Here is a 22,234-nt window from a genome sequence, read left to right on the forward strand (position 1 = left end):
ACGGGGGACAGCGAGAACGGGGCCGGGAGCGCGTACCGGCCCGCTGGGAGGCACCGTGCGCGGGAGGCGCACGGTGCCTCCGTACGTCAGTACGGCGCTTCTCTGCTGTCCATGTGGCGCTGGAGGCGGGCCGTGTCCGCCTCGGTCCAGCCCTCGGCGGGGGCGACGGCCGCCCACCCGGTCACGGAGCCGTTGCCGTAGCGGTGGCCGTGGGGGGCTCCGACGGCGTAGGAGACGGCCATGTCCACGCTGGTCTGCCAGAAGGTGACCAGCGGGAACCAGTTGACCGAGTCGGTCACGTCGGGGCCCACGGGAGGGCGCAGCCACTCGGGCCGGGTGAAGGCGAGGTCGGGCGACCACCACACGATCGCGTCCGAGGCGTTCTGGAGATAGGCGACGCGGGGCCGCTTCCACTCCGAGAGCGGCCCGGCGCGCACGAAGTCCTTTTCCGGCCACTGCGCGAAGCGGAAGTTGCGCCCTTCTCTGTACTCCGGGCGCCATACCGGACTGCCGGGGTCCCTGTGGTCGGTGAGGTCCTCGCGGATGGGCGAGAAGTTCGGCGATCCGGCCAGCAGCGCACCGTCGACCTTGGCCAGCATGTCGTCGGGACCGTCGAACGAGGCTTCGATGCCATAGGCGCCCAGGCTCTCGCCGAAGACGACGAGTTGAGGCCGCCGCTCCGGAGGCTGCTGGAGCCGGCGCTCGCGCACCGCCTCGACCAGGGCGCGGGTGGCGCGGCCGGCCTGCTCCTTGTCGACGAGGAACGAGACCCAGCTGGGCAGGTAGGAGTACTGCACGGCGACGATCGCGGTGTCACCGCCGTGCATGTACTCCAGCGGCTCGGCGTCGGTCGAGTTGACCCAGCCCCTGCCCGTGGTCCCCGCGATGGCCAGCACCTCGCGGTCGAAGGCGCCCGTGCGCTCCAGCTCGTCCACTGCGAGCCGTGCGCGTTCCCTGAACCCTTCGGCCGACTCCTGACCGACGTAGACCCGGATCGGCTGGATGGCGGGCTTGCCGGTGACGCGGGTGATCTGGCGGGCGCTGAGCGAGGACCCGGTGAAGTTGCGGCCCTCGTAGCCCAGGTCGTCCCAGGCGACCAGTGAGTCGGGGCTGCCGGAGACATAGCGCGAACCGGACTGCACGATGCCGTCCTTGGTGTCCTTGTCCGTGCTCTCCGCGAGGCGCGCGGCGATGTCGATGACGCCCCGGTCGAAGACCACGTCCCTGGCACCGAAGACGACGACCGTGGCGCTGATCGCCAGCCCCGCCGCGATGGCAACGGGCCGCGGCACATAGCGGCCCAGCAGCCGGATCAGCTTGCGGGTCGCCAGGCGTATCGCGCGGGCGACGGCCAGCAGGAACCAGCAGATGCCGATGGCCATCAGCGCGATCATCATCGAGTGCCAGGTCAGGGTCTCCGGCATCTCCTGAAGGGCCCTCAGCGTGCGCTGCGCGTCCGCGCTCCAGGACAGCGCGGCGATGGTGAGGACGACGCTCAGCACGTAGTACGCCAGCCAGGCACGGGCACGCGCACGCTGCCCGGGTCTCCAGCGCGCGTACCGCCACAGCCCGGGCGGGCGGCGTACGGGCGGCAGCCGGCGCAGCCCCCGGTGCGCGAGCCGCACCAGCCAGTCGAGCAGGGCACCGACGGCGTAGCCCATGGCGGCGGTGATGCCGCCGATGACGCCCTGGAGCGCCCACGGCCGCGGTACGAGCGAGGGGGTGAGCGAGAGCCAGAAGAAGAGGGTCGCGCCGCACATCGCGGTGAGCCCTGGCCAGCGGCGTACGACCCAGGAGGCGTCGGGCGGGTCCCAGTAGGGGTGCCGGGCGAGGGCGCGCAGCCGCTGCCACGTGCGGCGCGGGCGCGCCGGGCCGCCGTCCGCTGCCAGTCCCATTACTCACTTTCCTACGTGCGCGTCCGAGAACCGCCGTTCGGTCTCGGCCGTCCAGTATCTGCCTTCCCGGATCGCTGACGCAGGTCGGGGTGGGGAGGTTGCCCGGCGCTGTACGTGCTCCAGAAATGGACCCTGTCCAATGCTTGCCGACAGAGCGTCGGAGCGTTTTCCTGGGGGGACGCGGTTCCGGATCCCGTACTCACCCTCGTCAGTTCGCGGGAGGACGCTCCATGACCGACTACACCACCAACAACGTCGGCATCCCGGTGGAGAGCGACGAGCACTCGCTCACCGTAGGAGCCGACGGACCGATCCTGCTCCAGGACCATTACGCCATCGAGAAGATGGCGCAGTTCAACCGTGAGCGCGTCCCCGAGCGCGTGGTTCACGCCAAAGGGAGCGGCGCCTACGGTGTCTTCGAGGTCACCAACGACGTCAGCCAGTTCACCAGGGCCGACCTCTTCCAGCCCGGCAAGCGCACCGAGATGCTGGCCCGCTTCTCCACCGTCGCGGGGGAGCAGGGCAGCCCGGACACCTGGCGGGACCCGCGCGGCTTCGCGCTGAAGTTCTACACCGAGCACGGCAACTACGACATGGTCGGGAACAACACCCCGGTCTTCTTCGTACGCGACACCATCAAGTTCCAGGACTTCATCCGCAGCCAGAAGCGGCACATCGGCAGCGGGCTGCGCGACAACGACATGCAGTGGGACTTCTGGACCCTCTCGCCCGAGTCGGCGCACCAGGTCACCTGGCTGATGGGCGACCGCGGAATCCCGCGCACCTACCGGCACATGAACGGGTACAGCTCGCACACCTACATGTGGATCAACGCGGGGGGCGAGAAGTTCTGGGTCAAGTACCACTTCAAGACCGACCAGGGCATCGAGTTCCTCACCCAGGAGGACGCCGACCGGATCGCGGGCGACGACGCCGACAGCCACCGCAGGGACCTGTGGCAGGCCATCGAGCGCGGCGACCACCCGTCCTGGACGCTGAAGGTCCAGGTCATGCCGTTCGACGACGCGCCCGACTACCGCTTCAACCCCTTCGATCTCACCAAGGTGTGGCCGCACAGCGACTACCCCGAGATCGAGGTCGGCCGCATGACGCTCAACAAGAACCCCGAGGATTTCTTCATCCACATCGAGCAGGCCGCGTTCGAGCCCTCGAACCTGGTCCCCGGTATCGCGCCGTCACCGGACAAGATGCTCCTCGGGCGCCTCTTCTCGTACCCGGACACCCACCGCTACCGGATCGGGCCCAACTACGCGCAACTGCCGCCCAACAGGCCGCACGCGCCTGTGCACTCGTACGCCAAGGACGGACCGATGCGCTACGTCACACCGAACGTGGCCAGGCCGTACGCGCCCAACTCCTACGGTGGCCCCGCCGCCGACCCGAACAGGGCGCCCGTCGCGGGCTGGAGCGTGGAGGAGAGCGAGATGGTCCGCCACGCGTACACGCTGCGCCGGGACGACGACGACTGGGGCCAGCCCGGCACGATGGTCCGGCACGTCCTGGACGACGACGCCCGTGACCGGCTCGTCCGCAATGTCTCGGGCCATCTGCTGAACGGGGTCAGCAAGCCGGTGCTCGACCGGGCCGTGCAGTACTGGCGCAACGTCGACAAGGCGCTGGGCGACCGGATCGCCGCCGAGGTCAACGGCGGCTGACCGGCAGCCAGGGCCCGACCCGTACTCCACCGCCGCCCCCGGGGTCTCCTCGGGGGCGGCGGCGCGCTGAGGGGAGGGCCCGGACTGGAGGGGGAGGGGCTGGTGTGGAGGGGGCCGGGTGCTCGGGCCTGAATCCTGGCTCTGGCTCTGGCTCTGGCTCTGGCTCTGGCCCTGGATCGGGAGCGGTCGCTGAGCGCGCTGCTTCACCCGTCGTGTGCTGCTTCACCCTTCTCAGCTATACACGTCGTGTATACGCATGGGGTAGAGTGCTCCGCATGTCCATCAGTCACACGTTGCTCGGCCTCCTGGAGACCGGGCCACGTCACGGTTACGACCTCAAGCGGACCTTCGACGAGAAGTTCGGCCACGACCGGCCGCTCCACTACGGCCAGGTCTACTCGACCATGTCCCGTCTCCTGAAGAACGGACTGGTGGAGGTCGACGGCATAGAGGCGGGCGGCGGTCCCGAGCGGAAGCGGTACGCCATCACGGACGCCGGGATCACCGATGTCGAGGGATGGCTCGCGACGCCGGAGAAGCCGGAGCCGTACCTGCAGAGCACCCTCTACACCAAGCTCGTCCTCGCCCTGCTCACCGGCCGCGACGGCCAGGGGCTGCTGGACACCCAGCGCTCCGAGCACCTGCGCCTGATGCGGGAACTGACCCGCCGCAAGACCATGGGCGATCTCGCCGACCAGCTCATCTGTGACCACGCGCTCTTCCACCTCGAAGCGGATCTGCGCTGGCTGGAGACGGCGGCTGCCCGTCTCGACAAGCTCGCCAAGGAGGTCCGTGCATGACTGCGGTCGCCCACACCGCATCCGCCCACGCCGACAGCACAGGCGCCGGCAGTGGCGCAGGGGTGCTGCTCCAGGCCGAGGGGTTGCACAAGGTCTACGGCACGACCGTCGCGCTCGACGGCGCGGACTTCCGCATCAACGCGGGCGAGGTCGTGGCCGTGATGGGGCCCTCGGGCTCCGGCAAGTCCACGCTGCTGCACTGCCTGGCCGGGATCGTGCCCCCTGACTCGGGGACGGTCACCTACCGGGACCAGCAGGTCTCCTCCATGTCCGACGCACAGCGCAGCGCGCTGCGCAGGGGGGACTTCGGGTTCGTGTTCCAGTTCGGCCAGTTGGTGCCCGAGCTGACCTGCCTGGAGAACGCGGCGCTGCCCATGCGCCTCGCGGGAGCCGGGCGCAAGGACGCCGAGGCAGGCGCCAAGAAGTGGCTGGAGCGCCTGGAGGTCGACGACGTACGCCACCACAGGCCGGGGCAGGTCTCCGGCGGTCAGGGCCAGCGCGTGGCGATAGCCCGCGCGCTCGCGGGCAACCCGCGCGTCGTCTTCGCCGACGAGCCGACCGGAGCCCTGGACTCCCTCAACGGCGAACGTGTGATGGAGCTGCTGACCCAGGCGGCCCGCGAGACCCAGGCGGCCGTCGTGCTCGTCACCCACGAGTCCCGCGTCGCCGCGTACTCCGACCGCGAGGTCGTCGTCCGCGACGGCAAGGCCCGCGACATGACCATGTTGGCGGGCGCCGTATGACCGACCCACAGCGTTCCGGGGGGACGCGTGTGTGGGCGCGGGACCTGGCGATGGGCGCGCGCTTCGCGCTCACGGGCAGACAGAGCGTGGCGCGTACGGTCCTCACCGGGCTCGGCGTAGGGCTGGGCGTGGTGATGCTGCTGCTGGCGGCTTCGGTGCCGCACATGATCGACGAGCGGCAGGCACGTACGGACGCACGCGAGCTGGGCCCCGGCCAGGACCACCAGCTGAAGGCGCCCAGCGACACCTCGGTGCTCACGGGCGACGCCAACACCGACTACCACGGCATGGAGCTTTACGGGAGGACGCTCCAGGCCGAGGGCCGGCACCCGGCCACCCCGCCGGGGATGGACCGGGTCCCGAAGCCGGGCGAGGTCGTCGTCTCACCCCGGCTCCAGGAACTGCTGGACTCCGACGAGGGCCGGGAGGTGGCCAGACGGCTCGATGCGCGCGTCGTCGGCACCATCGCACCCGAGGGGCTCTCGGGCCCAGCCGATCTCGCCTTCTACCTGGGCAGCGACGACCTGAAGGCCGGCCATGCCGCGATGCGGGTGGACGCCTTCGGCAATACGCGGGAACGCCAGGCCATGGAACCCGTCGTCGTGTTGCTCGGGGTGGTGGCCTGTGCGGTGCTGGCGATGCCGATCGCCGTCCTGATCGGGGCGGCGGCGCGTTTCGGAGGTGAACGGCGGGACCGGCGGTTGGCCGCACTGCGGCTGATCGGCGCCGACACCGCCATGGCGCGCAGGATCGCGGCCGGCGAGTCCCTGGTGGGCGCGCTGCTGGGGCTGGCGTTCGGAGGCGCGTTCTTCGTGCTGGCCAGGGAACTCGCCGCCGGGATAGAGCTGTTCAAACTGAGCGTCTTCCCCTCCGACATCGTGCCCTCGCCCGGACTCGGCGCGCTCGTGCTCCTCGGGGTGCCCGCCGTCGCCGTCGCGGTCACGCTCTTCGCCCTGCGAGGCGTCACGATCGAGCCGCTGGGCGTCGTCAGGGAGAGCGAGACGCGCCCCCGGAGGCTGTGGTGGCGGCTGGTGGCGCCCGCCGTCGGCATGCTGCTGCTGCTTCCGCTCGCCGACTCGGTGGAGGAGGGAGGGGCCAACGAGTTCCAGGTCGCCAGCGGTGTCGTGCTGTTGCTCAGCGGGGTGGCGCTGCTGCTGCCCTGGCTGGTGGAGCGGCTCATGGCCCGGATGCGCGGCGGCTCCCTGTCCTGGCAGCTCGCCGTGCGGCGCCTCCAGCTCAGCAGCGGCACCGCGACCCGCGCCGTCAGCGGGATCACCATCGCGGTGGCCGGGGCCATAGCGCTCCAGATGCTGTTCGCGGGGGTGCAGGCCGAGAGCACCAGAACGGTGGACAACGGGCTGAACAGCGACGAGGCACAGGTCCAGGTCACCGCGTACAAGAGCTCGGTGACCGCGGGCGAGACGATGACCCGCTCGCTGCGCAACACCGAGGGCGTCAGGAAGACGACGGGGTACGTCGAGGCGTATCCCGAGGTGGTGGGGCCGGACAAGCCCGAGGACGGAATGGTCTCGGTCGTGGTCGGCAGCTGCGCCACGCTGCGCGAGATGGCGAAGATCGGCTCCTGTCACGAGGGACAGTCCTTCCTCGCCCGGGGGCCGGGGAAGGGCAAGAGCGACCTCGTGCCGCCCCGGGGCACCGGCCTCAAGGTCAAGAAGCCGTCGGGCAAGGGCACGGCCACCTGGAAGATCCCCCGCTCGGCGCGGGACGTCACCTCCACCCGCCAGGTCTGGGGAGACCCCTATGAAGGCGTCCTGCTGACCCCTTCGCTGATGAAGACCGAGCAGCTGGACTCGGTGTACGTCGCATGGCTCGACACCGACCGCCAGAACCCGGAGGCGCTGGAGAACGTACGGACGACGGTCTTCCGCAACGACCCCGGGGTGAGCGTGATGCCGATGCGGCAGACCGAGGTCTCCAGCGAGTTCACCGGTGTGGGACGCGCCGTATTCGCCGGGGCCACGGGGGTGATGCTGCTGATAGGGGCGAGCATGATCGTCTCGATGATGGAGCAACTGCGCGAGCGCAGGCGGCAGTTGGCGGTGCTCGTGGCCTTCGGGACACGCCGGACCACGCTGGGCGCCTCGGTGCTGTGGCAGTCCGCCGTGCCCGTCGTGCTCGGGCTCGCGCTGGCCTCCGTCTTCGGCCTCGGCCTCGGCTGGACGCTGCTGCGGGTGATAGGGAGGCCGGTCAGCGACTGGACGGTGTTCCTGCCGATGGCGGGGGTCGGCGCCGGGCTGATCGCCCTCGTGACCCTGCTGAGCATGCCGCCGCTGTGGCGGATGATGCGCCCGGAGGGACTGCGCACGGAGTGAGGGGCGGCTCCCGTGGCGCGTGCGGGGGCAGCGCCCGTACGGCGGGCGGAGTACGGCGCCCGTACGGCGACGGTGTGAACGGGGCTCTCTCCAGGGGGAGTCGGTGAGACGCGCGGCCCTGGCTGGCCCCCCGTGCTGGCCAGGGCCGCGCTTCACGGTTAATGTGTTATCACATTGCTAGCGACGAGTAAGCATGAAACCAACTGGAAGGAACGGGGGAGCACTCATGAGCGTCAACGACGCGGCAGGCGCACCGGGCGGAGCCCAGCCGGAGGGGCCCGAGATGCCCAAGCCGGAGGTGCGGGAGGTCACGGCGCACAGCATCGCCGGGGGCCTCGCGCTGCTGCTGGGCCTGATCGGTTTCCTCATCGGCGTCGGAGCCGTGGTCGGCGGCGGCGGAGTCTCCTCCGGTGGCAGCTCGGTCGGCGGCGCCGTACTGATCGTCATCGGCGTGGTGCTGCTGATCGGTTCGGTGTTCGCCATGGCGGGCCTCAACATGGTCGCGCCGGGCGAGGCCCGCGTCGTCCAGCTCTTCGGCCGCTACACCGGCACCATCCGCACGGACGGCCTCCGCTGGGTCAACCCGCTCACCAGCCGCACCAAGATCTCCACCCGCGTCCGCAACCACGAGACGGCCGTACTCAAGGTCAACGACGCCTACGGCAACCCCATCGAGCTGGCAGCCGTGGTGGTGTGGCAGGTGGAGGACACCGCGCAGGCCACGTTCTCCGTGGATGACTACATCGAGTTCGTCTCCACGCAGACCGAGGCGGCCGTGCGGCACATCGCGATCGAGTACCCGTATGACGCGCACGAGGAAGGCGGCCTCTCGCTGCGGGGCAACGCCGAGGAGATCACCGAGAAGCTCGCGGCCGAGCTGACGCTCCGCGTCCAGGCCGCCGGTGTCACCATCATCGAGTCCCGCTTCACCCATCTCGCGTACGCTCCCGAGATCGCCTCGGCGATGCTCCAGCGCCAGCAGGCTGGTGCTGTGATCGCGGCCCGCAAGAAGATCGTCGAAGGTGCGTGCGGAATGGTGGAGGACGCGCTGACGCGCATCACCGAGCAGGACTTCGTTCGGCTGGACGAGGAGAGGAAGGCCGCGATGGTGAGCAATCTGCTGATCGTGCTGTGCGGCGACCGTTCGCCCCAGCCGGTGCTGAACACGGGCTCGCTCTACCAGTGACGGAGGAGCGCGACGGCGGCGCGGTCCCGCCGCCACGGGCGCGGCAGCGCAAGCAGGTGCTGCTGCGGCTCGATCCGGCGATGCACGACGCGCTGGCGCGCTGGGCCGGGGACGAACTGCGCTCCACCAACGCGCAGATCGACTACATCCTGCGCCGCGCCCTCCAGGAAGCGGGCCGCCTCCCCAAGGAGACACGCCCCCACCCCCGCAGAGGCCGCCCGCCGCGCGAGGAGTAACTCCCGCGCGGCGCACGCGAGCCCACCCGGGCACCACGGGGGCGCGGCACTCGCGGCGGCCACGTGAGCCCACGCGCACGCATGACTCGCCCGGCTCGCACCGGGAGCGGCAGGGCGTGCCGGGGCGGGGACGAGGACGAGGACGGGTCAGGGCCGTATGACGCGTACGGGCAGCGCCCGCATCGCTTCGCGCAGTGCGTCGGCGAAGGCGGTGAACTCGCCCTCGCGCGCGGCACCGGCGCGCATCGCGAGCGCGACGCGCCGCAGCGGCGCCGGCTCGGCGAAGTACGCGGTACGCAGCGACTCGTTGCGTCCGGTCTCCACGCGCACGGCGGTACGCGGCAGCAGCGTGACGCCCATGCCGCCCGCGACGAGCTGTACCAGCGTCGAGAGCCCGGCGGCGCTCGTGGAACCGGACGTACCGCCCGTGCGCCCGGCCTCGCGGCACACATCGAGCGCCTGGTCGCGCAGACAGTGCCCCTCGTCCAGCAGCAGCAGATCCAGTTCGCGCAGTGCGGAACGCGGCAGATCCCGGCGACCGGCGTGTTCATGGTCACAGGGCGTGACGAGCACGAAGTCCTCTTCGAAAAGGGGCACTTCACGCACTCCGGACGCGCCCAGCGGAACGGCGAGCAGCAGCAGATCGAGCCGCCCCTGCCCCAGTCCGTCCAGCAGCGAGGCCGTCTGCTCCTCGTGCACCTGGAGATCCAGCTCGGGATAGCGCGCCCGTACGAGCCCGAGCACGGTCGGCAGCAGATACGGCGCGACCGTCGGAATCACCCCGAGCCGCAGCACTCCGGTGAACGGCGCCTGCGCGGCCTCGGCCTCCTTCATCAGCTCGCCGACGGCCCGCAGTACCGTCTTGGCTCGGACGGCCATGCGTTCACCCGCAGGTGAGAGCAGTACCTTTCGAGTGGTTCTCTCCAGCAGCCGCACTCCCAGCGTCTCCTCCAGAGCGGAGACGGCTCCCGAGAGCGCGGGCTGGCTCATGCCTATCGCGCCGGCCGCCTCCCGGAAGTGGAGGTGCTCGGCGACGGCGGCGAAGGCCCGCAACTGGGCAATGCTGGGCTGGCGCGCACGGGAGGCGACGGGGGTCTGCGTGGGTACCGACACTGATAAGTCACTCCAATCAACGCGACCAACCTTAGCTATTTCTGCGATCAATGCCGTCTGTGGGAGGGTGGTTTTGTCCAACCCCTAGGAATGCCCGCAAGTAGGGCATTCCGCCTCGCAAGGAGTGCGCGTTGCTCACTGTCGGTGACAAGTTCCCCGAGTTCGATCTGACCGCCTGCGTCTCGCTGGAGAAGGGCAAGGAGTTCGAGCAGATCGATCACAAGACCTACGAAGGCAAGTGGAAGGTCGTCTTCGCATGGCCGAAGGACTTCACCTTCGTCTGCCCGACCGAGATCGCCGCGTTCGGCAAGCTGAACGGCGAGTTCGCCGACCGTGACGCGCAGATCCTCGGCTTCTCCGGCGACAGCGAGTTCGTGCACCACGCCTGGCGCAAGGACCACCCGGACCTGACCGACCTGCCCTTCCCGATGATGGCCGACTCGAAGCACGAGCTGATGCGGGAGCTGGGCATCGAGGGCGAGGACGGCTTCGCGCAGCGTGCCGTGTTCATCGTCGACCAGAACAACGAGATCCAGTTCACGATGGTGACCGCCGGTTCCGTCGGCCGTAACCCCAAGGAGGTCCTGCGGGTCCTCGACGCGCTGCAGACCGACGAGCTGTGCCCCTGCAACTGGACCCAGGGCGAGGACACCCTCGACCCGGTCGCGCTGCTGGCCGGTGAGTGATCCTTCATGGCGCTCGATGATCTGAAGCAGGCCCTTCCGGATTACGCGAAGGACCTCAAGCTCAACCTCGGTTCTGTCATAGGCAACTCGGAGCTGCCCAAGCAGCAGCTCTGGGGCACCGTTCTGGCCTGCGCCATCGCGTCCCGTTCGGGCATCGCGCTGCGCGCGCTGGAGCCGGAGGCCCGCGAGAACCTGAGCGACGAGGCGTACGGCGCCGCCAAGTCGGCCGCCGCCGTCATGGCGATGAACAACGTCTTCTACCGCACCCGGCACCTGCTGTCGGACCCGGAGTACGGCACCATGCGCGCCGGTCTCCGGATGAACGTCATCGGCAACCCCGGTGTCGAGAAGGCGGACTTCGAGCTGTGGTCGCTCGCCGTCTCCGCGATCAACGGCTGCGGCCAGTGCCTCGACTCCCACGAGCAGGTGCTGCGCAAGGCCGGCGTCGACCGCGAGACGATCCAGGAGGCGTTCAAGATCGCCGCCGTCGTCCAGGCGGTCGGCACCACGGTTGAGGCGGAAGCCCAGCTCGCCTGACATCTCACTGCACCTGAGGCGGAATCCCGGCCCGGCAACGGCCCGTGAGGCGGAAGCCCGGTACGGCGAAGGCCCGCACCCCGCGACGGTGCGTCGCCCCTTCCCTGGGGCGGCGGTCGTCCGGGGTGCGGGCCTTTGTGCTGCCGGTTCCGGGGCTGCGCTGAGCGCGCTACTTGCGCGGAACGCGCGAGAAATGTTGTGCCTAGTGGTTGTTCCGCGCAACTCGGGCCGTCCATGATGGCCCTCCGCATGGAGGAGGGTCAGCGTGGATCTTCAGCTACTGGCAGCACTCGTACTCGGTATCGCCACGATCGTCGTGATCGTGTTGCGTACGCGCCTCGACGCGTTCTTCGCGCTGCTCGTGGCGGCCCTGGTCACAGGCTTTGTGGCGGGCACGCCCGCGACCAAGGTGATGGAGGCGATCACCGAGGGGTTCGGCAGTACGCTCGGCTCGATCGGCATCGTCATCGGGCTCGGGGTGGGGCTGGGCAAGATCCTCGAAGTCTCCGGCGCTGCCGACGCGTTGGCCAAGGCGTTTGTCCGTGCCCTGGGCAAGGGCCGCGAACCATGGGCCATGGGTGCGACGGGCGCCGTCGTCTCCATCCCGGTGTTCTGCGACTCCGGTTACGTGATCATGAACCCGCTCGCCCGCTCCATAGCCCGGCGCAAGGGCTTCGGCTACGTCACCCTCGCCCTGGCGCTCGGCTGCGGCATGACCCTCACCCACCACCTCGTCCCGCCCACCCCGGGACCCCTCGGGGTTGCGGGCATCCTCGGCGCCGACCTGGGCGGACTCGTCCTCGCCGGGCTGGTCTTCGCGCTCCTGCTGCTCCCCGTCGTCGTCGGCTACGCGCGCTGGATCGGGCCCCGGCTGGAGGACCAGCTGCTCCCCGAGGTGCGCGAGGAGATCTACGGGCCGCGCGCGAGCGCCACCGTGGGGGGAGGGGGCGCCACCGTGCCGGGCGGGGGCGCCACCGTCCCGGGAGGGGGAACGGGTGAGGGAACGGGCGAGGGAACTCCCGCCCCCGGAGCGCCACTTGACGAGCCCAACCCGGCCGCCGCACTCGGTGAGCCGCCGGAGGGGGCCAAGCCGCACCGGATGACCGCCTTCACGGCGTTTCTCCCGCTGCTCGTACCGCTGCTGCTCATCGTCGCCAACACCGTTGCCACCGCCGTTGACCAGAACGCGCAGAAAGCGCTGGGAAGTGACGACTACGATCCCGCACCCGTCGCCGAGGCGCTGGCGTTCGTCGGCAACCCGGTGGTCGCGCTGCTGATCGGCCTCGTCCTCGCCGTCTACGTTCTCCTCCCGCGCTGGACGACCCGTACGCAGGTCGGCGGCTGGCTCTCGCAGGCCGCTGCCTCGGCCGGGCTGATCATTCTCATCACCGGTGCCGGCGGCGCGCTCGGGCAGGTGCTGCGCTCCACCGGGGTCGGCGACGAACTCGCCGAGGTCATCGCCTCCTGGAGCCTGCCCGGGGTACTCGTACCGTCCCTGATCGCCACGCTCGTACGCGTCGCCCAGGGCTCCGGGACCGTCGCCATGATCACTGCGGCCTCCGTGAGCGCGCCGCTCGTCCCGGGCCTGGGCATCTCGCCGCTGCTCGCCGCGCTCGGCTGCTGTGCGGGATCGATGGTCTTCAGCTACTTCAACGACTCCTACTTCTGGGTCGTGACCCGCTTCACAGGGCTCGACGGCGTCGCGGCGCTGCGCGGCTGGTCCGGTATCACCACCGCCGTCTGGCTCGGCTCGCTCCCGCTGCTCCTCCTCGCGAGCGTCGTCCTGTGACCGCCGCACAGGGTCCTGCCAGGGCCGCACGTGGTCCTGCCGGAGCCGCGCATGGTCCTGTGAGCGCGGCACCGCGCACGGGTGTGCTCGTCGTCGCGGACGATCTGACCGGTGCCAACGCGACGGCAGCCGGCTTCGCCCGCACCGGCATGCGCGCCGTGACCCTCGGTGCCGACCAGGGTCCCGGCAGGGCGGCCGAGTTCGCACGGCGCTTCGACGCGGTCGTCGTCAGCACCGACAGCCGGCACAGTCCGCCGGCTGAGGCGGCGGCCCTGATGCGCGCCGCCATCGCCGCCGCCGGACCGACCGCACTGGTGTGCAACCGCGTCGACTCGACCCTGCGCGGCAACCTCGGAGCCACCACGGCGGCTGCCCTCGACGCCGTACGGGAGCGCACCGGACGGCGGGCCGTCGCGCTCTGCGCCCCTGCCCATCCCGAAGCGGGGCGGCAGACCGTACAGGGCCGTCAACTCCTCGGCGGTGTACGGCTGGAGGAGACCGAGCTGGCCCGCGACCCGCGCTCACCCCTGCCCACCTCCGACGTCGCGGCCCTACTGGGTCGGCAGGCGGCCCTGCGTACGGCGCATCTGCCGCTGGCAGCCGTCACCGGGGAGCCCGCCGAACTGCGTGCCCTGGTCGCCACGTCGCTCGCCGGGGGCGCCGAGGTGCTCATCGCCGACGCGCTCACCACCGAACACCTCGACCGCATCGCCAGGGCGGCCGTCACCGCTGCCCCGGCCGAGGCCGTATGGCTCGGCGTCGACCCCGGGCCCGCTTCCGTCGCACTCGCGCGCGCCCTCGGCCTCGCCGACCAGCCCGAGGGCGCCCCCGTACTCGCCGTCTCGGGGTCGGCCACCCGGCTCACCCGCCTCCAACTGGCACGCCTGCGCGCCGAACACCCCGTCACGGCCGTCCGTATGCCCGCCTCACCGGGGCAGGACGACACCGAGAAGGCGGCGCTGGAGCTGGCAGAAGCGCTGGGCCGGGCACGCCCGGGAGAGGTGGTGCTGCTGGCGACCGTCCTGGACGACACCGACGTGGTCGAACGCATCGGCCCGGACGCGGCGGAACGGCTCCCCGGCGCCCTCGCCCGTACCGTACGGCGTGCACTCGAACGGCACGCTGTGGACGGCCTGTTCGCGACCGGCGGCGACGTGTCCGCCGCGCTCTTCGCGGAACTCGGCGCACATGGCCTCGACGTGGAGGAGGAACTGGTTCCGCTCGCCGTCGCTGGCACCTTCGTCGGCGGCCCGTGGGCCGGACTGCCGGTCGTCACCAAGGGTGGACTCGTCGGCGACGCCGGTACGACGTCCGCCTGCGTGACGCACCTGTGGCGGGCCGCTTCCGCGGCACGCAGACAGGTGCGCGCCGCTGATACGGGCGGGGCGCCACCCTGAGCGGGCGCCTTCGGCCTGAGCGGGGTTCGGTCGGTGCGCTCGGGTGGCTTTCGTATGCCGGATACGTGGTTCGTATGCCGTACACACGGCTCGTATCCCGGATACGTGGCTCGTGTCCGGTATCTCGTACGCACGGAGGCGGGGGGCCCGTATCCGGTATCCCGTATCCGGTACACGCGGTCCGTATCCGGTATCCCGCACACACAGACCACAACCCGTGCCCGGAATCCCGCCTCCTGCCTCCCGCATCCCGAATTCCGCATCCCGTATACACAATCCGTATCCCGTACACACGCACCCGGCGACCGCCGGGAAAGCGGAACCCTCAACACGCAGGAGGAAGAACGTGGTTCGTCCCGTACTTGCCGTCACCCTCGGAGACCCCGTCGGTATCGGCCCTGAGATCACCGCCCGTACCCTCGCAGCGCAGGCGGGGGAGGAGGGGCATCACGGTGTCGCCGTGGGCGACGCGGCGGCGTTGCGGCGCGGCGCGCGGGCGGCGGGAGTTGAGGCCGAGGTGCGCGAAGTGGACGACTTCGCGACGCCGCCCGCGGGCCCCGGAGTCATCGACATCTTCGACACCGGTGTCCTCGGCAGGGACGTGCCGGACTGGGGAACCGTCGACGCACGCGCCGGGCAGGCAGCGGTCACGGCCATCGAGGTCGCCACGCGCGCCGCACTCGCAGGCCAGGTCAGCGGCATCGTGACGGGCCCGGTCAACAAGGAGGCCATCTGGCAGACCGGTACAAAGCACCTCGGGCACACGGAGATGCTCGGAGAGCTGACCGGTGTCACGCGCCAGGACACGATGTTCGTGGTGCGCAACACCGGGGTGCCGGGCCACCACCTGCGCATCTTCTTCACCACCAGGCACGTCGCGCTGCGGAAGGCCCTCGACCAGCTCACCGAGGAGCGCGTCGCGCACTCGATCAGGGAGGCGGTCACCGCGCTGAAGGTCTTCGGCACGGAGAGCCCGCGTCTCGCCGTCGCCGCCGTCAACCCGCACGGTGGAGAGAACGGCGCCTTCGGTGACGAGGAGATCCTGCACCTCGCGCCCGCCTGCGAGCGCACCCGCGCCGAGGGCCTCGATGTGTCGGGTCCCATCCCTGCCGACTCCGTCTTCCACCAGGGCCTCACCGGCCGTTACGACGGCGTCCTCTCGCACTTCCACGACCAGGGCCATATCCCCGCCAAGACCTACGACTTCGACGGCACCATCTCCGTCACGGTCGGTCTGCCCATCCTCCGTACGTCCGTCGACCACGGCACCGCCTTCGACATCGCGGGCAGCGGCAAGGCCGACCACGCCACGATGCTCTCCGCGTACCTCGCCGCCGTCGACTACGCCCCGTTCGCACCTCTGATCCGTGAGACATATGCACCCTGAGACCTCAGAGACTCCCGGGACCCCGGGGACCCAAGCACCCCGGAACGCCCAGATTCCCCAGACTCCCCAGACCCGGCGCGGCACCCGGCAGCGGCATGACGCGCTGCTCGGGCTGCTGCGCGAGGGCGTCACACACGTCGACGAACTCTCCGAGGCGCTCGGCGTCTCGCCCTCCACCGTCCGCCGCGACCTCGGCCGCCTCACCGAGGATCGCAAGGTCGCGAGGACGTACGGCGGTGCCGTCGTTCCCGAGGCGTTCCAGGAACGGCCCGTCGCCGAGAGCGCGCGCGTGCGCCAGGCCGCGAAGGCGGCCGTCGCCGCCGCTGCGCTGCCTCTGGTGCCGGCCACAGGCGCGGTCTTCATCGACGCGGGGACGACGTGCGCCGCGTTCGCCCGGCGTCTCGCCGACGAGGCGACAGGGGAGACACGCGCCCTCGTCGTCACGCGCGGCCTGGAGACCGCGGCGCTCCTCGCCGACGCGCCGGGCATCGACGTCCTCATGCTCGGGGGCTCCGTGCGGCCCCTCAGCCACGGACTCGTCGGGCCGCTGACCGAACTGGCCCTCGACCGGCTCTCCTTCGCCGTCGCCTTCCTCGGCGCCGACGCGGTCGACCCGGCGCGCGGTGTCGGCGAGCCCACGCTGGAGGAGACGGCCGTGAAGGAACGGGTCGCCGCGCGGTCCTCGCGCGTCGTCGTCCTGGCCGACTCCACGAAGCTCGCCGTCGAGGACGCGCCCGCCTGGGCCTGGCCCGGTGACGCCTGGACCCTGGTCACCGACACCGACGCGCCTTCCGGCCTCGCGGCCGGCTGCGCGGCCAACGGGGTCTCGCTGTTGCTCGCCGAGTGACCGAGTGACCGTTGCCCCGCCCTCTGCCCCGGCCCCCGGCCTCGGCCCCGGGTCCCCGCTCCCGGTCTCCGTTCAGGGGCCGCCGGCTCAGGGGAGGGACAGTTCGAACCAGACGACCTTGCCCGTCGACAGGCGGGTGGCGCCCCAGCGGCGGGCGAGCCGGTTGACGAGGTACAGGCCGCGCCCGCCCTCGTCCGTCGCGCGCGCCTGCCGCAGGCGGGGGAGTTGGGGCACGTCGTCCCCGACCTCGCAGCGCAGCGTGTCGGTCCGCAGCAGCCGCAGCGTGATCGGCCGCTCCGCGTACCGTACGGCGTTGGTCACGACCTCGCTCACCAACAGCTCGACGGGCTCGGTGAGTTCTTCGAGCCCCCACCGGGCCAGCGCACGCCGGGCGAGCCGCCTGGCCTGGCCCGCGGTCTGCGCGCGGGGGTCGAGGAACCAGTACGCGACATCACTGGGCGCGATCCCGTCGAACCGGGCGGCGAGCAGCGCGATGTCGTCGTCGCGGTCGCCGGGCCCGAGGATGTCCAGGACCTCGTCGCACAGGGGCTCCAGCGGAGCGGCGGCGCCCGGCCGTGTCAGCCGGGCCGTGGCGGCGAGCTTTTCGCGCAGGTGTTCGATGCCGGTCCATACGTCCCGCTGCCGGGACTCGACGAGCCCGTCGGTGTAGAGGAGCAGCGTGGCGCCCGCCGGCGCGTCGAGTTCGACGGCTTCGAAGTCGACGCCACCGACGCCGATGGGCGCACCGGCCGGTATCCGCAGAACCTCGGCACGCCCGCTGCGGTGGAGCATGACGGGCGGCGGGTGCCCCGCGTTGGCGACGACGATGCGGTGTGCGACGGGGTCGTAGACGGCGTACAGGCAGGTGGCCATGCGGTCGCTGCCCAGGCGTTGTGCCTGCTCGTCGAGGTGGTGCAGGACTTCCTGCGGCGGCAGGTCGAGACCCGCGAGGGTCTGTGCCGTGGTGCGGAGCTGGCCCATGATCGCGGCGGAGGTCATGGAGTGGCCCATGACGTCGCCCACGACGAGCGCGACGCGCGAGCCCGGCAGCGGGATGGCGTCGTACCAGTCGCCGCCGACGCGCGCGGTCTCGGCCGCCGGCAGATAGCGGCTGGCGAGCTGGACGCCGGTGGGCTGGGGGAGTTCGTCGGGCAGCATCGTGCGCTGCAGCTCGTCGGCGATGTACGCCTCACGCCCGTAGAGCACGGCCTTGTCGACGCCGAGCGCGGTGTGGGTGGCCAGCTGCGCCGCGATCAGCAGGTCATCGGGTTCGAACGCGGGACGGTCGGGCCGGCGCAGGAAGACGGCGGCGCCGATCACCCTGCGGCGCCCGCGCAGCGGCGCGAGGATGGCGCGGTGTCCCGGGGGCACGTCCCGGTCGGGACCGATGAGTTCGGGCAGTGCGGCGCTGGCCGAGGGCGAGTCGGCGAAGACGGGACGTACGCCGCGCAGCACCTCGGCGAGGGGCCCGCCGGGCCGTACCTCTGCCAGTTCGGCCGCCGTCGCTCCTGTCTGGCCCCTCGCGCCGGTCTGACTCTGCTGGCCCTGCCCCGTGCCGGAACCGACGACCGGCAGCGCGGGGGCCGCACCCGGAGCCGCGCCGACGCTCTGGCCGGCGGCCTGTGCCGCCAGCAGCGCCTGGGCTGCCAGCGGGTCCTCGGGAATACGGTCGCTGCGCCGCAGCCGCAGGACCACGGGCCCTGTCGGACGCTCGTCACCGACGGGCAGCGGGTCGCGCAAGTAGACGAGGATGGCGTCGGAGTACGCGGGCACGCTGGCCCTGCACAGCCCGAGCACGGTCTCGTCGAGGTCGACGCCGCGTGCGATACGACGGGTCGCGGCGCCGACGAAGCGCAGCCTGTCGCCGCCCCTGCGCTCCCGCTCGGAACGCTCGCTTCCACCGGCCTGTTCGGGCACGGGCGGCACGGGCGGCACGGGCGGCACGGGCGGCACGGGCGGCGGTGCGGACGCGGGCCCTGGCCCTGGTGTCGGTTCGTTGTGCGCGCGGGCTCCCGGGGGCTCCCGGTCGGGCTCGGCGCCCTGCGGCCCCGAGGCGCCTGACGCGGGGGCTCCGGGCGTGCCGGATGCGGGAGTTCCTGAGGTGGGGTTGCCAGGGGCCGGTGTGCCGGGCGCCGGGGTCTGACTGCCGCCTCTGTCGGGGCTCTTGCCCCTGGGCGCTCGTGGACCCTTGGTGCTCCCGGGCTTCTTTGGGCTCTTGCCCCTGTTTCCCCCACCGTTGGCGTCCTTTCCCGCGCCGCCGGCCGCAGCGCCACTGGCCGCCGGACCGCCGGCTCCACCGCCGGTGTTGCCGGTGCCGCCCTCGGCTCTGCGCCGTTCCGCCGTCTCCCCCGAAGGGCCGGGGGTCTGCGGGCGCGCAGCGGGGATCGCGTCGCGGCCGTGGGGAGACGGCGTGCCGTCTCCGTGGTCGCGCCTGGCCTCCCCCGTGGGCTGGGGCTGCGTCGGCTCGGTCGTACTGCTCGCCGCAGGCTTTTCGTGCTCCGTCACGCGTTCGGTTTCCATCCATCCGGGGCTGCGCGTCGGCGCACGCCCTGCGCTGGGTGCTCGCGGTCTATGGGCGTCGTCGGCACTGGAGAAAGAGCTGGATCTCTGGGGGTACGTCTGTGCTGGCAGGAGCGTACGCGTAGGCGTCCTCCCCGACGATCTCGAATCCCGCGTCGCGGACCACCTGCCGCAAATCGTCCCGCAGATAGCCGGATACCCGGATCGTGTTGCCCAAGAACGGAATGGAGAAATCGTTCACGTCGGCTTCCACCATGCCCAGGGCCAGCGGGCCTGCACCGCGGATCTGGCCGTGCAGCATCCGCAGGGCGAAGGGGATCTCAGCGCGCGGCAGCATCAGCAACGAGAAGAACGCGACGGCCCCGTCGAAGGGCCCCAGGCCCGATGCCTCCAGATCGGCCAGATCGAGGCGGTGGTACTCACCCTCCGGAACGTTGTCCCGGCACAGCTTCAGCATCGCGGGCGACAGGTCGACGCCGACGATTCCGTGCCCCTCGTCCGTGAGCTGCCGCGCTGTGGGCAGTCCCGTGCCGCAACCGACGTCCAACACGCGGGAGCCCGGCGGGAGCTGGGCTCCGAGCCAGGCCGCCGAGGCGATCTGGCCTTCCTTGTGCGGAAACGCCTCGTCGTAGCGGTCCCCGATGGCGTCGAATGCCTCGGACTGCCCCGCCCTGTCGATGCTCGTACGGTCAAATCCGTCGTATGCCCCGCGCGTTCCGTTTCCCCCAAATCCGGCAGAGCTGCTCACGGCTGGGCTCCTCTCTGGCTGCCTGCCAATTCCCCGGAGGATGAGGGGAGTTGTCGTGGCAGTGCGCTTACGGACGTTGATCCTACGTTTGCAGTATGGGGGCGTATCAAGGGGCACCGGGAGGTGGGTGCAGGCACGTGTTGAATGGCGGCCTGTCCCAGTCGGACGGCAGTTCGGGGACCGTCCACGCCGGGTCGGGCCGCCACCGGTCCCAGCCGTCGGCGAACGGCGAGCCCCACGCCCTGACCGCCGCTACGGCCGACTCCCCTGCCCTGCGCACCCGTTCGGCCTGCGCGGAGTCCATGAGTCCCGCGTGCTGTGCCGCCGCGAACTCGTCCTCGTCGCGCCACTCCCAGCTTCCGTCAGGTTGCACGGCGATGTCGAGGAAATGGTCCTCGGAGTCGACCCCTCCGCTCCAGCGTTCCAGGGGGTCTTCGAGGTTCACGTAGAAGTTCTTGAACCTCCACTCCCTGTCCCAGAACAGCCATACCGACCACGGCTCACCCGGCCGCGCCAGCTTCAGGACGCCCGTACCGAACCAGCGGGAGAGCGCCGTCTTCCGGGGCTTGGTGTAGCGCGTGACCAAGGGCTCCCTGTGCAGGGGCGTACCGTCGGTGAGTTCAGGTCTGACGCAGACCGTGCCCGGCGCCACCCACGCGGCCAGTAGATCGGGTTCGTCCCGCACCACGGTGACGGGGCGGCAGATGTGAGGGTGCGCGGCGCCGTTGGCGCGGTAGCGCCACAGGATGTGGGCGCCCCGTGGCCAGTGGGGGAGGGGCGCCGCCGTGGGTTCCGCTGTCATGGGCGGATACTAGGTGCACGCGCCGCCCCTCCGCCGTGAGCTGCGCCGCAACCCACCCCTCCGGGGGTCCCCGCGGCCCGTGGACAGGTCAGGACCGCGACGCCTCAGGGACGCGTCATGCTCAGCACGTCCAGCGCCTCGTCCAGCTGCTCGACCGTCAGATCGCCACGCTCGACATGGCCGCTCTCCAGCACGGCGTCCCTGATCGTCAGCCGCTCCGCCATCGCCTTCTTGGCGACGGCCGCCGCGTTCTCGTACCCGATGTACTTGTTGAGCGGCGTGACGACAGAGGGTGACGACTCGGCGAACTCCCGGGCCCGCTCCACATTCGCGGTGATCCCGTCGACCGTACGATCGGCCAGCAGGCGGGTGGCGTTCGCCAGCAGCCGCACCGACTCCAGCAGGTTCTTCGCCATGACGGGCAGCATCACGTTCAGCTCGAAGTTGCCTGCCGCTCCCGCCGTGGCCACCGTCGCGTCGTTCCCCGTGACCTGCGCGGCGACCATCAGAACGGCCTCGGGGATGACGGGGTTGACCTTGCCAGGCATGATCGAGGAACCCGGCTGGAGATCGGGCAGCGCGATCTCACCCAGTCCCGTACGCGGCCCCGAGGCCATCCAGCGCAGGTCGTTGGAGATCTTGGTGAGGCCGACGGCGATCGTCCTGAGCTGGCCCGAGGTCTCCACGAGCCCGTCCCGCGCGCCCTGCGCCTCGAAGTGGTCCCGCGCCTCGGTCAGCGGCAGCCCCGTCGTACGGGCCACCTCCTCGATGACGGCGCCCGAGAAGCCGGCCGGGGTGTTGATGCCGGTCCCCACCGCCGTTCCCCCCAACGGGAGTTCGGCCAGCCGCGGCAACGAGGCCCGCAGCCGCTCCGCGCCGTACCGCACCTGCGCCGCGTAGCCCCCGAACTCCTGGCCCAGCGTGACGGGCGTCGCGTCCATCAGATGCGTACGCCCCGACTTGACCACATCGGCGAACTCCTCCGCCTTGCGGCCCAGGGCCTCCGCGAGGTGGTCGAGCGCCGGGATCAGGTCGGCGGTGACGGCCGCAGTCGCCGCGATGTGGATGGACGACGGGAAGACGTCGTTGGACGACTGCGAGGCGTTGACGTGGTCGTTCGGGTGCACATCGGCGCCCAGCCGCTCGCTCGCGAGGGAGGCGACGACCTCGTTCATGTTCATGTTCGACGACGTGCCCGAACCGGTCTGGAACACGTCGACGGGGAAGTGCTCGTCCCACCGCCCCGTCGCCACGTCCTCCGCCGCCTCGCGCACGGCCTCGGCCAGGTCCTTGTCGAGCACACCCAGCCGCCCGTTCACCACCGCGGCAGCGGCCTTGATCCGCGCCAGCGCCTCGATGTGCGCCCGCTCCAGCCGCTGCCCGCTGACGGGAAAGTTCTCCACGGCCCGCTGCGTCTGCGCCCGCCACTTCGCGTACGCGGGCACCCGCACCTCCCCCATCGAGTCGTGCTCGGTCCTGTACTCCGTGCTGTCACTCTTCTCGGTCATCCGAACTGCACCTCCGTGATGATCAGCGTCG

Annotated in this window: 18 protein-coding genes; 12 read left to right on the forward strand and 6 right to left on the reverse strand. The window is 71.1% G+C overall.

The features are described 5' to 3' along the window. Positions 1 to 86: 86 nt before the first annotated feature. Positions 87 to 1,895, reverse strand: a complete 1,809-nt coding sequence (locus tag NMN56_RS22215) for an alpha/beta hydrolase (RefSeq protein WP_274040962.1) — start codon at positions 1,893 to 1,895, stop codon at positions 87 to 89. Positions 1,896 to 2,125: 230 nt separating this feature from the next. Here NMN56_RS22215 and NMN56_RS22220 point away from each other — a divergent pair, with 230 nt between their 5' ends. The 6 genes from NMN56_RS22220 to NMN56_RS22245 all read left to right on the forward strand — a co-directional run bounded on the left by NMN56_RS22220 (position 2,126) and on the right by NMN56_RS22245 (position 8,869). Next, positions 2,126 to 3,571 carry a catalase gene (locus NMN56_RS22220; protein ID WP_274040961.1) on the forward strand — a complete coding sequence of 482 codons (1,446 nt, stop codon included), beginning with the start codon at positions 2,126 to 2,128 and terminating at the stop codon, positions 3,569 to 3,571. 275 nt (positions 3,572 to 3,846) lie between these two features. Further along, positions 3,847 to 4,371, forward strand: a complete 525-nt coding sequence (locus NMN56_RS22225; RefSeq protein WP_274040960.1) for a PadR family transcriptional regulator — start codon at positions 3,847 to 3,849, stop codon at positions 4,369 to 4,371. Further along, positions 4,368 to 5,114 carry an ABC transporter ATP-binding protein gene (locus NMN56_RS22230; protein ID WP_274040959.1) on the forward strand — a complete coding sequence of 249 codons (747 nt, stop codon included), beginning with the start codon at positions 4,368 to 4,370 and terminating at the stop codon, positions 5,112 to 5,114. The genes NMN56_RS22225 and NMN56_RS22230 overlap by 4 nt, the downstream gene beginning before the upstream one ends. Further along, positions 5,111 to 7,447, forward strand: coding sequence for an FtsX-like permease family protein (locus NMN56_RS22235; protein ID WP_274040957.1), 2,337 nt, complete (start codon positions 5,111 to 5,113; stop codon positions 7,445 to 7,447). The genes NMN56_RS22230 and NMN56_RS22235 overlap by 4 nt, the downstream gene beginning before the upstream one ends. A 226-nt stretch (positions 7,448 to 7,673) precedes the next feature. Continuing rightward, on the forward strand, positions 7,674 to 8,633 hold the full coding sequence (locus NMN56_RS22240; protein ID WP_274040956.1) for an SPFH domain-containing protein: 960 nt from the start codon (positions 7,674 to 7,676) through the stop codon (positions 8,631 to 8,633). Continuing rightward, the gene (locus NMN56_RS22245) at positions 8,630 to 8,869 is read left to right on the forward strand and encodes a type II toxin-antitoxin system antitoxin (protein ID WP_274040955.1); all 240 of its coding nucleotides are present in this window, start codon (positions 8,630 to 8,632) and stop codon (positions 8,867 to 8,869) included. The genes NMN56_RS22240 and NMN56_RS22245 overlap by 4 nt, the downstream gene beginning before the upstream one ends. Before the next feature lie 147 nt (positions 8,870 to 9,016). Here the strand turns inward: NMN56_RS22245 and NMN56_RS22250 are convergent, their stop codons facing one another. Next, positions 9,017 to 9,982 (reverse strand): LysR substrate-binding domain-containing protein, encoded by a 966-nt coding sequence (locus NMN56_RS22250; protein WP_274040954.1) that lies wholly within the window; start codon positions 9,980 to 9,982, stop codon positions 9,017 to 9,019. 131 nt (positions 9,983 to 10,113) lie between these two features. Between NMN56_RS22250 and NMN56_RS22255 the strand changes: the two genes are divergently transcribed. From NMN56_RS22255 to NMN56_RS22280, 6 genes are all read left to right on the forward strand, one after another. Then, entirely contained in the window at positions 10,114 to 10,668 is a 555-nt protein-coding gene (locus tag NMN56_RS22255; RefSeq protein ID WP_274040953.1) for a peroxiredoxin, read from the forward strand. Between the two features lie 6 nt (positions 10,669 to 10,674). Then, positions 10,675 to 11,205, forward strand: coding sequence for an alkyl hydroperoxide reductase (locus NMN56_RS22260; protein WP_274040952.1), 531 nt, complete (start codon positions 10,675 to 10,677; stop codon positions 11,203 to 11,205). 265 nt (positions 11,206 to 11,470) lie between these two features. Next, entirely contained in the window at positions 11,471 to 12,994 is a 1,524-nt protein-coding gene (locus tag NMN56_RS22265) for a GntP family permease (RefSeq protein WP_274040951.1), read from the forward strand. A gap of 59 nt (positions 12,995 to 13,053) precedes the next feature. Further along, positions 13,054 to 14,391: a four-carbon acid sugar kinase family protein gene (locus NMN56_RS22270; RefSeq protein ID WP_274040950.1), complete on the forward strand. Its 1,338-nt coding sequence runs from the start codon at positions 13,054 to 13,056 to the stop codon at positions 14,389 to 14,391. A 346-nt stretch (positions 14,392 to 14,737) separates the two neighbouring features. Continuing rightward, positions 14,738 to 15,778: a 4-hydroxythreonine-4-phosphate dehydrogenase PdxA gene (gene pdxA, locus NMN56_RS22275; RefSeq protein WP_274040949.1), complete on the forward strand. Its 1,041-nt coding sequence runs from the start codon at positions 14,738 to 14,740 to the stop codon at positions 15,776 to 15,778. Continuing rightward, a complete protein-coding gene (locus NMN56_RS22280; protein ID WP_274040948.1) occupies positions 15,768 to 16,625 on the forward strand; it encodes a DeoR/GlpR family DNA-binding transcription regulator in 858 nt (285 codons plus the stop codon). The genes pdxA and NMN56_RS22280 overlap by 11 nt, the downstream gene beginning before the upstream one ends. Positions 16,626 to 16,712: 87 nt before the next feature. Here NMN56_RS22280 and NMN56_RS22285 read toward each other — a convergent pair whose 3' ends face one another. From NMN56_RS22285 to NMN56_RS22300, 4 genes are all read right to left on the reverse strand, one after another. Next, on the reverse strand, positions 16,713 to 19,145 hold the full coding sequence (locus NMN56_RS22285; RefSeq protein ID WP_274040947.1) for a SpoIIE family protein phosphatase: 2,433 nt from the start codon (positions 19,143 to 19,145) through the stop codon (positions 16,713 to 16,715). A 49-nt stretch (positions 19,146 to 19,194) separates the two neighbouring features. Next, entirely contained in the window at positions 19,195 to 19,893 is a 699-nt protein-coding gene (locus NMN56_RS22290; RefSeq protein ID WP_274040946.1) for a class I SAM-dependent DNA methyltransferase, read from the reverse strand. Between the two features lie 106 nt (positions 19,894 to 19,999). Next, complete coding sequence (fomD, locus tag NMN56_RS22295; RefSeq protein ID WP_274040945.1) at positions 20,000 to 20,695, reverse strand: cytidylyl-2-hydroxypropylphosphonate hydrolase; 696 nt, start codon at positions 20,693 to 20,695, stop codon at positions 20,000 to 20,002. A 104-nt stretch (positions 20,696 to 20,799) separates the two neighbouring features. Further along, entirely contained in the window at positions 20,800 to 22,203 is a 1,404-nt protein-coding gene (locus NMN56_RS22300) for a class II fumarate hydratase (RefSeq protein WP_274040944.1), read from the reverse strand. Between the last annotated feature and the right edge of the window lie 31 nt (positions 22,204 to 22,234).

Source organism: Streptomyces iconiensis (assembly GCF_028657195.3).
In the GTDB taxonomy this organism is placed as follows: domain Bacteria; phylum Actinomycetota; class Actinomycetes; order Streptomycetales; family Streptomycetaceae; genus Streptomyces; species Streptomyces iconiensis.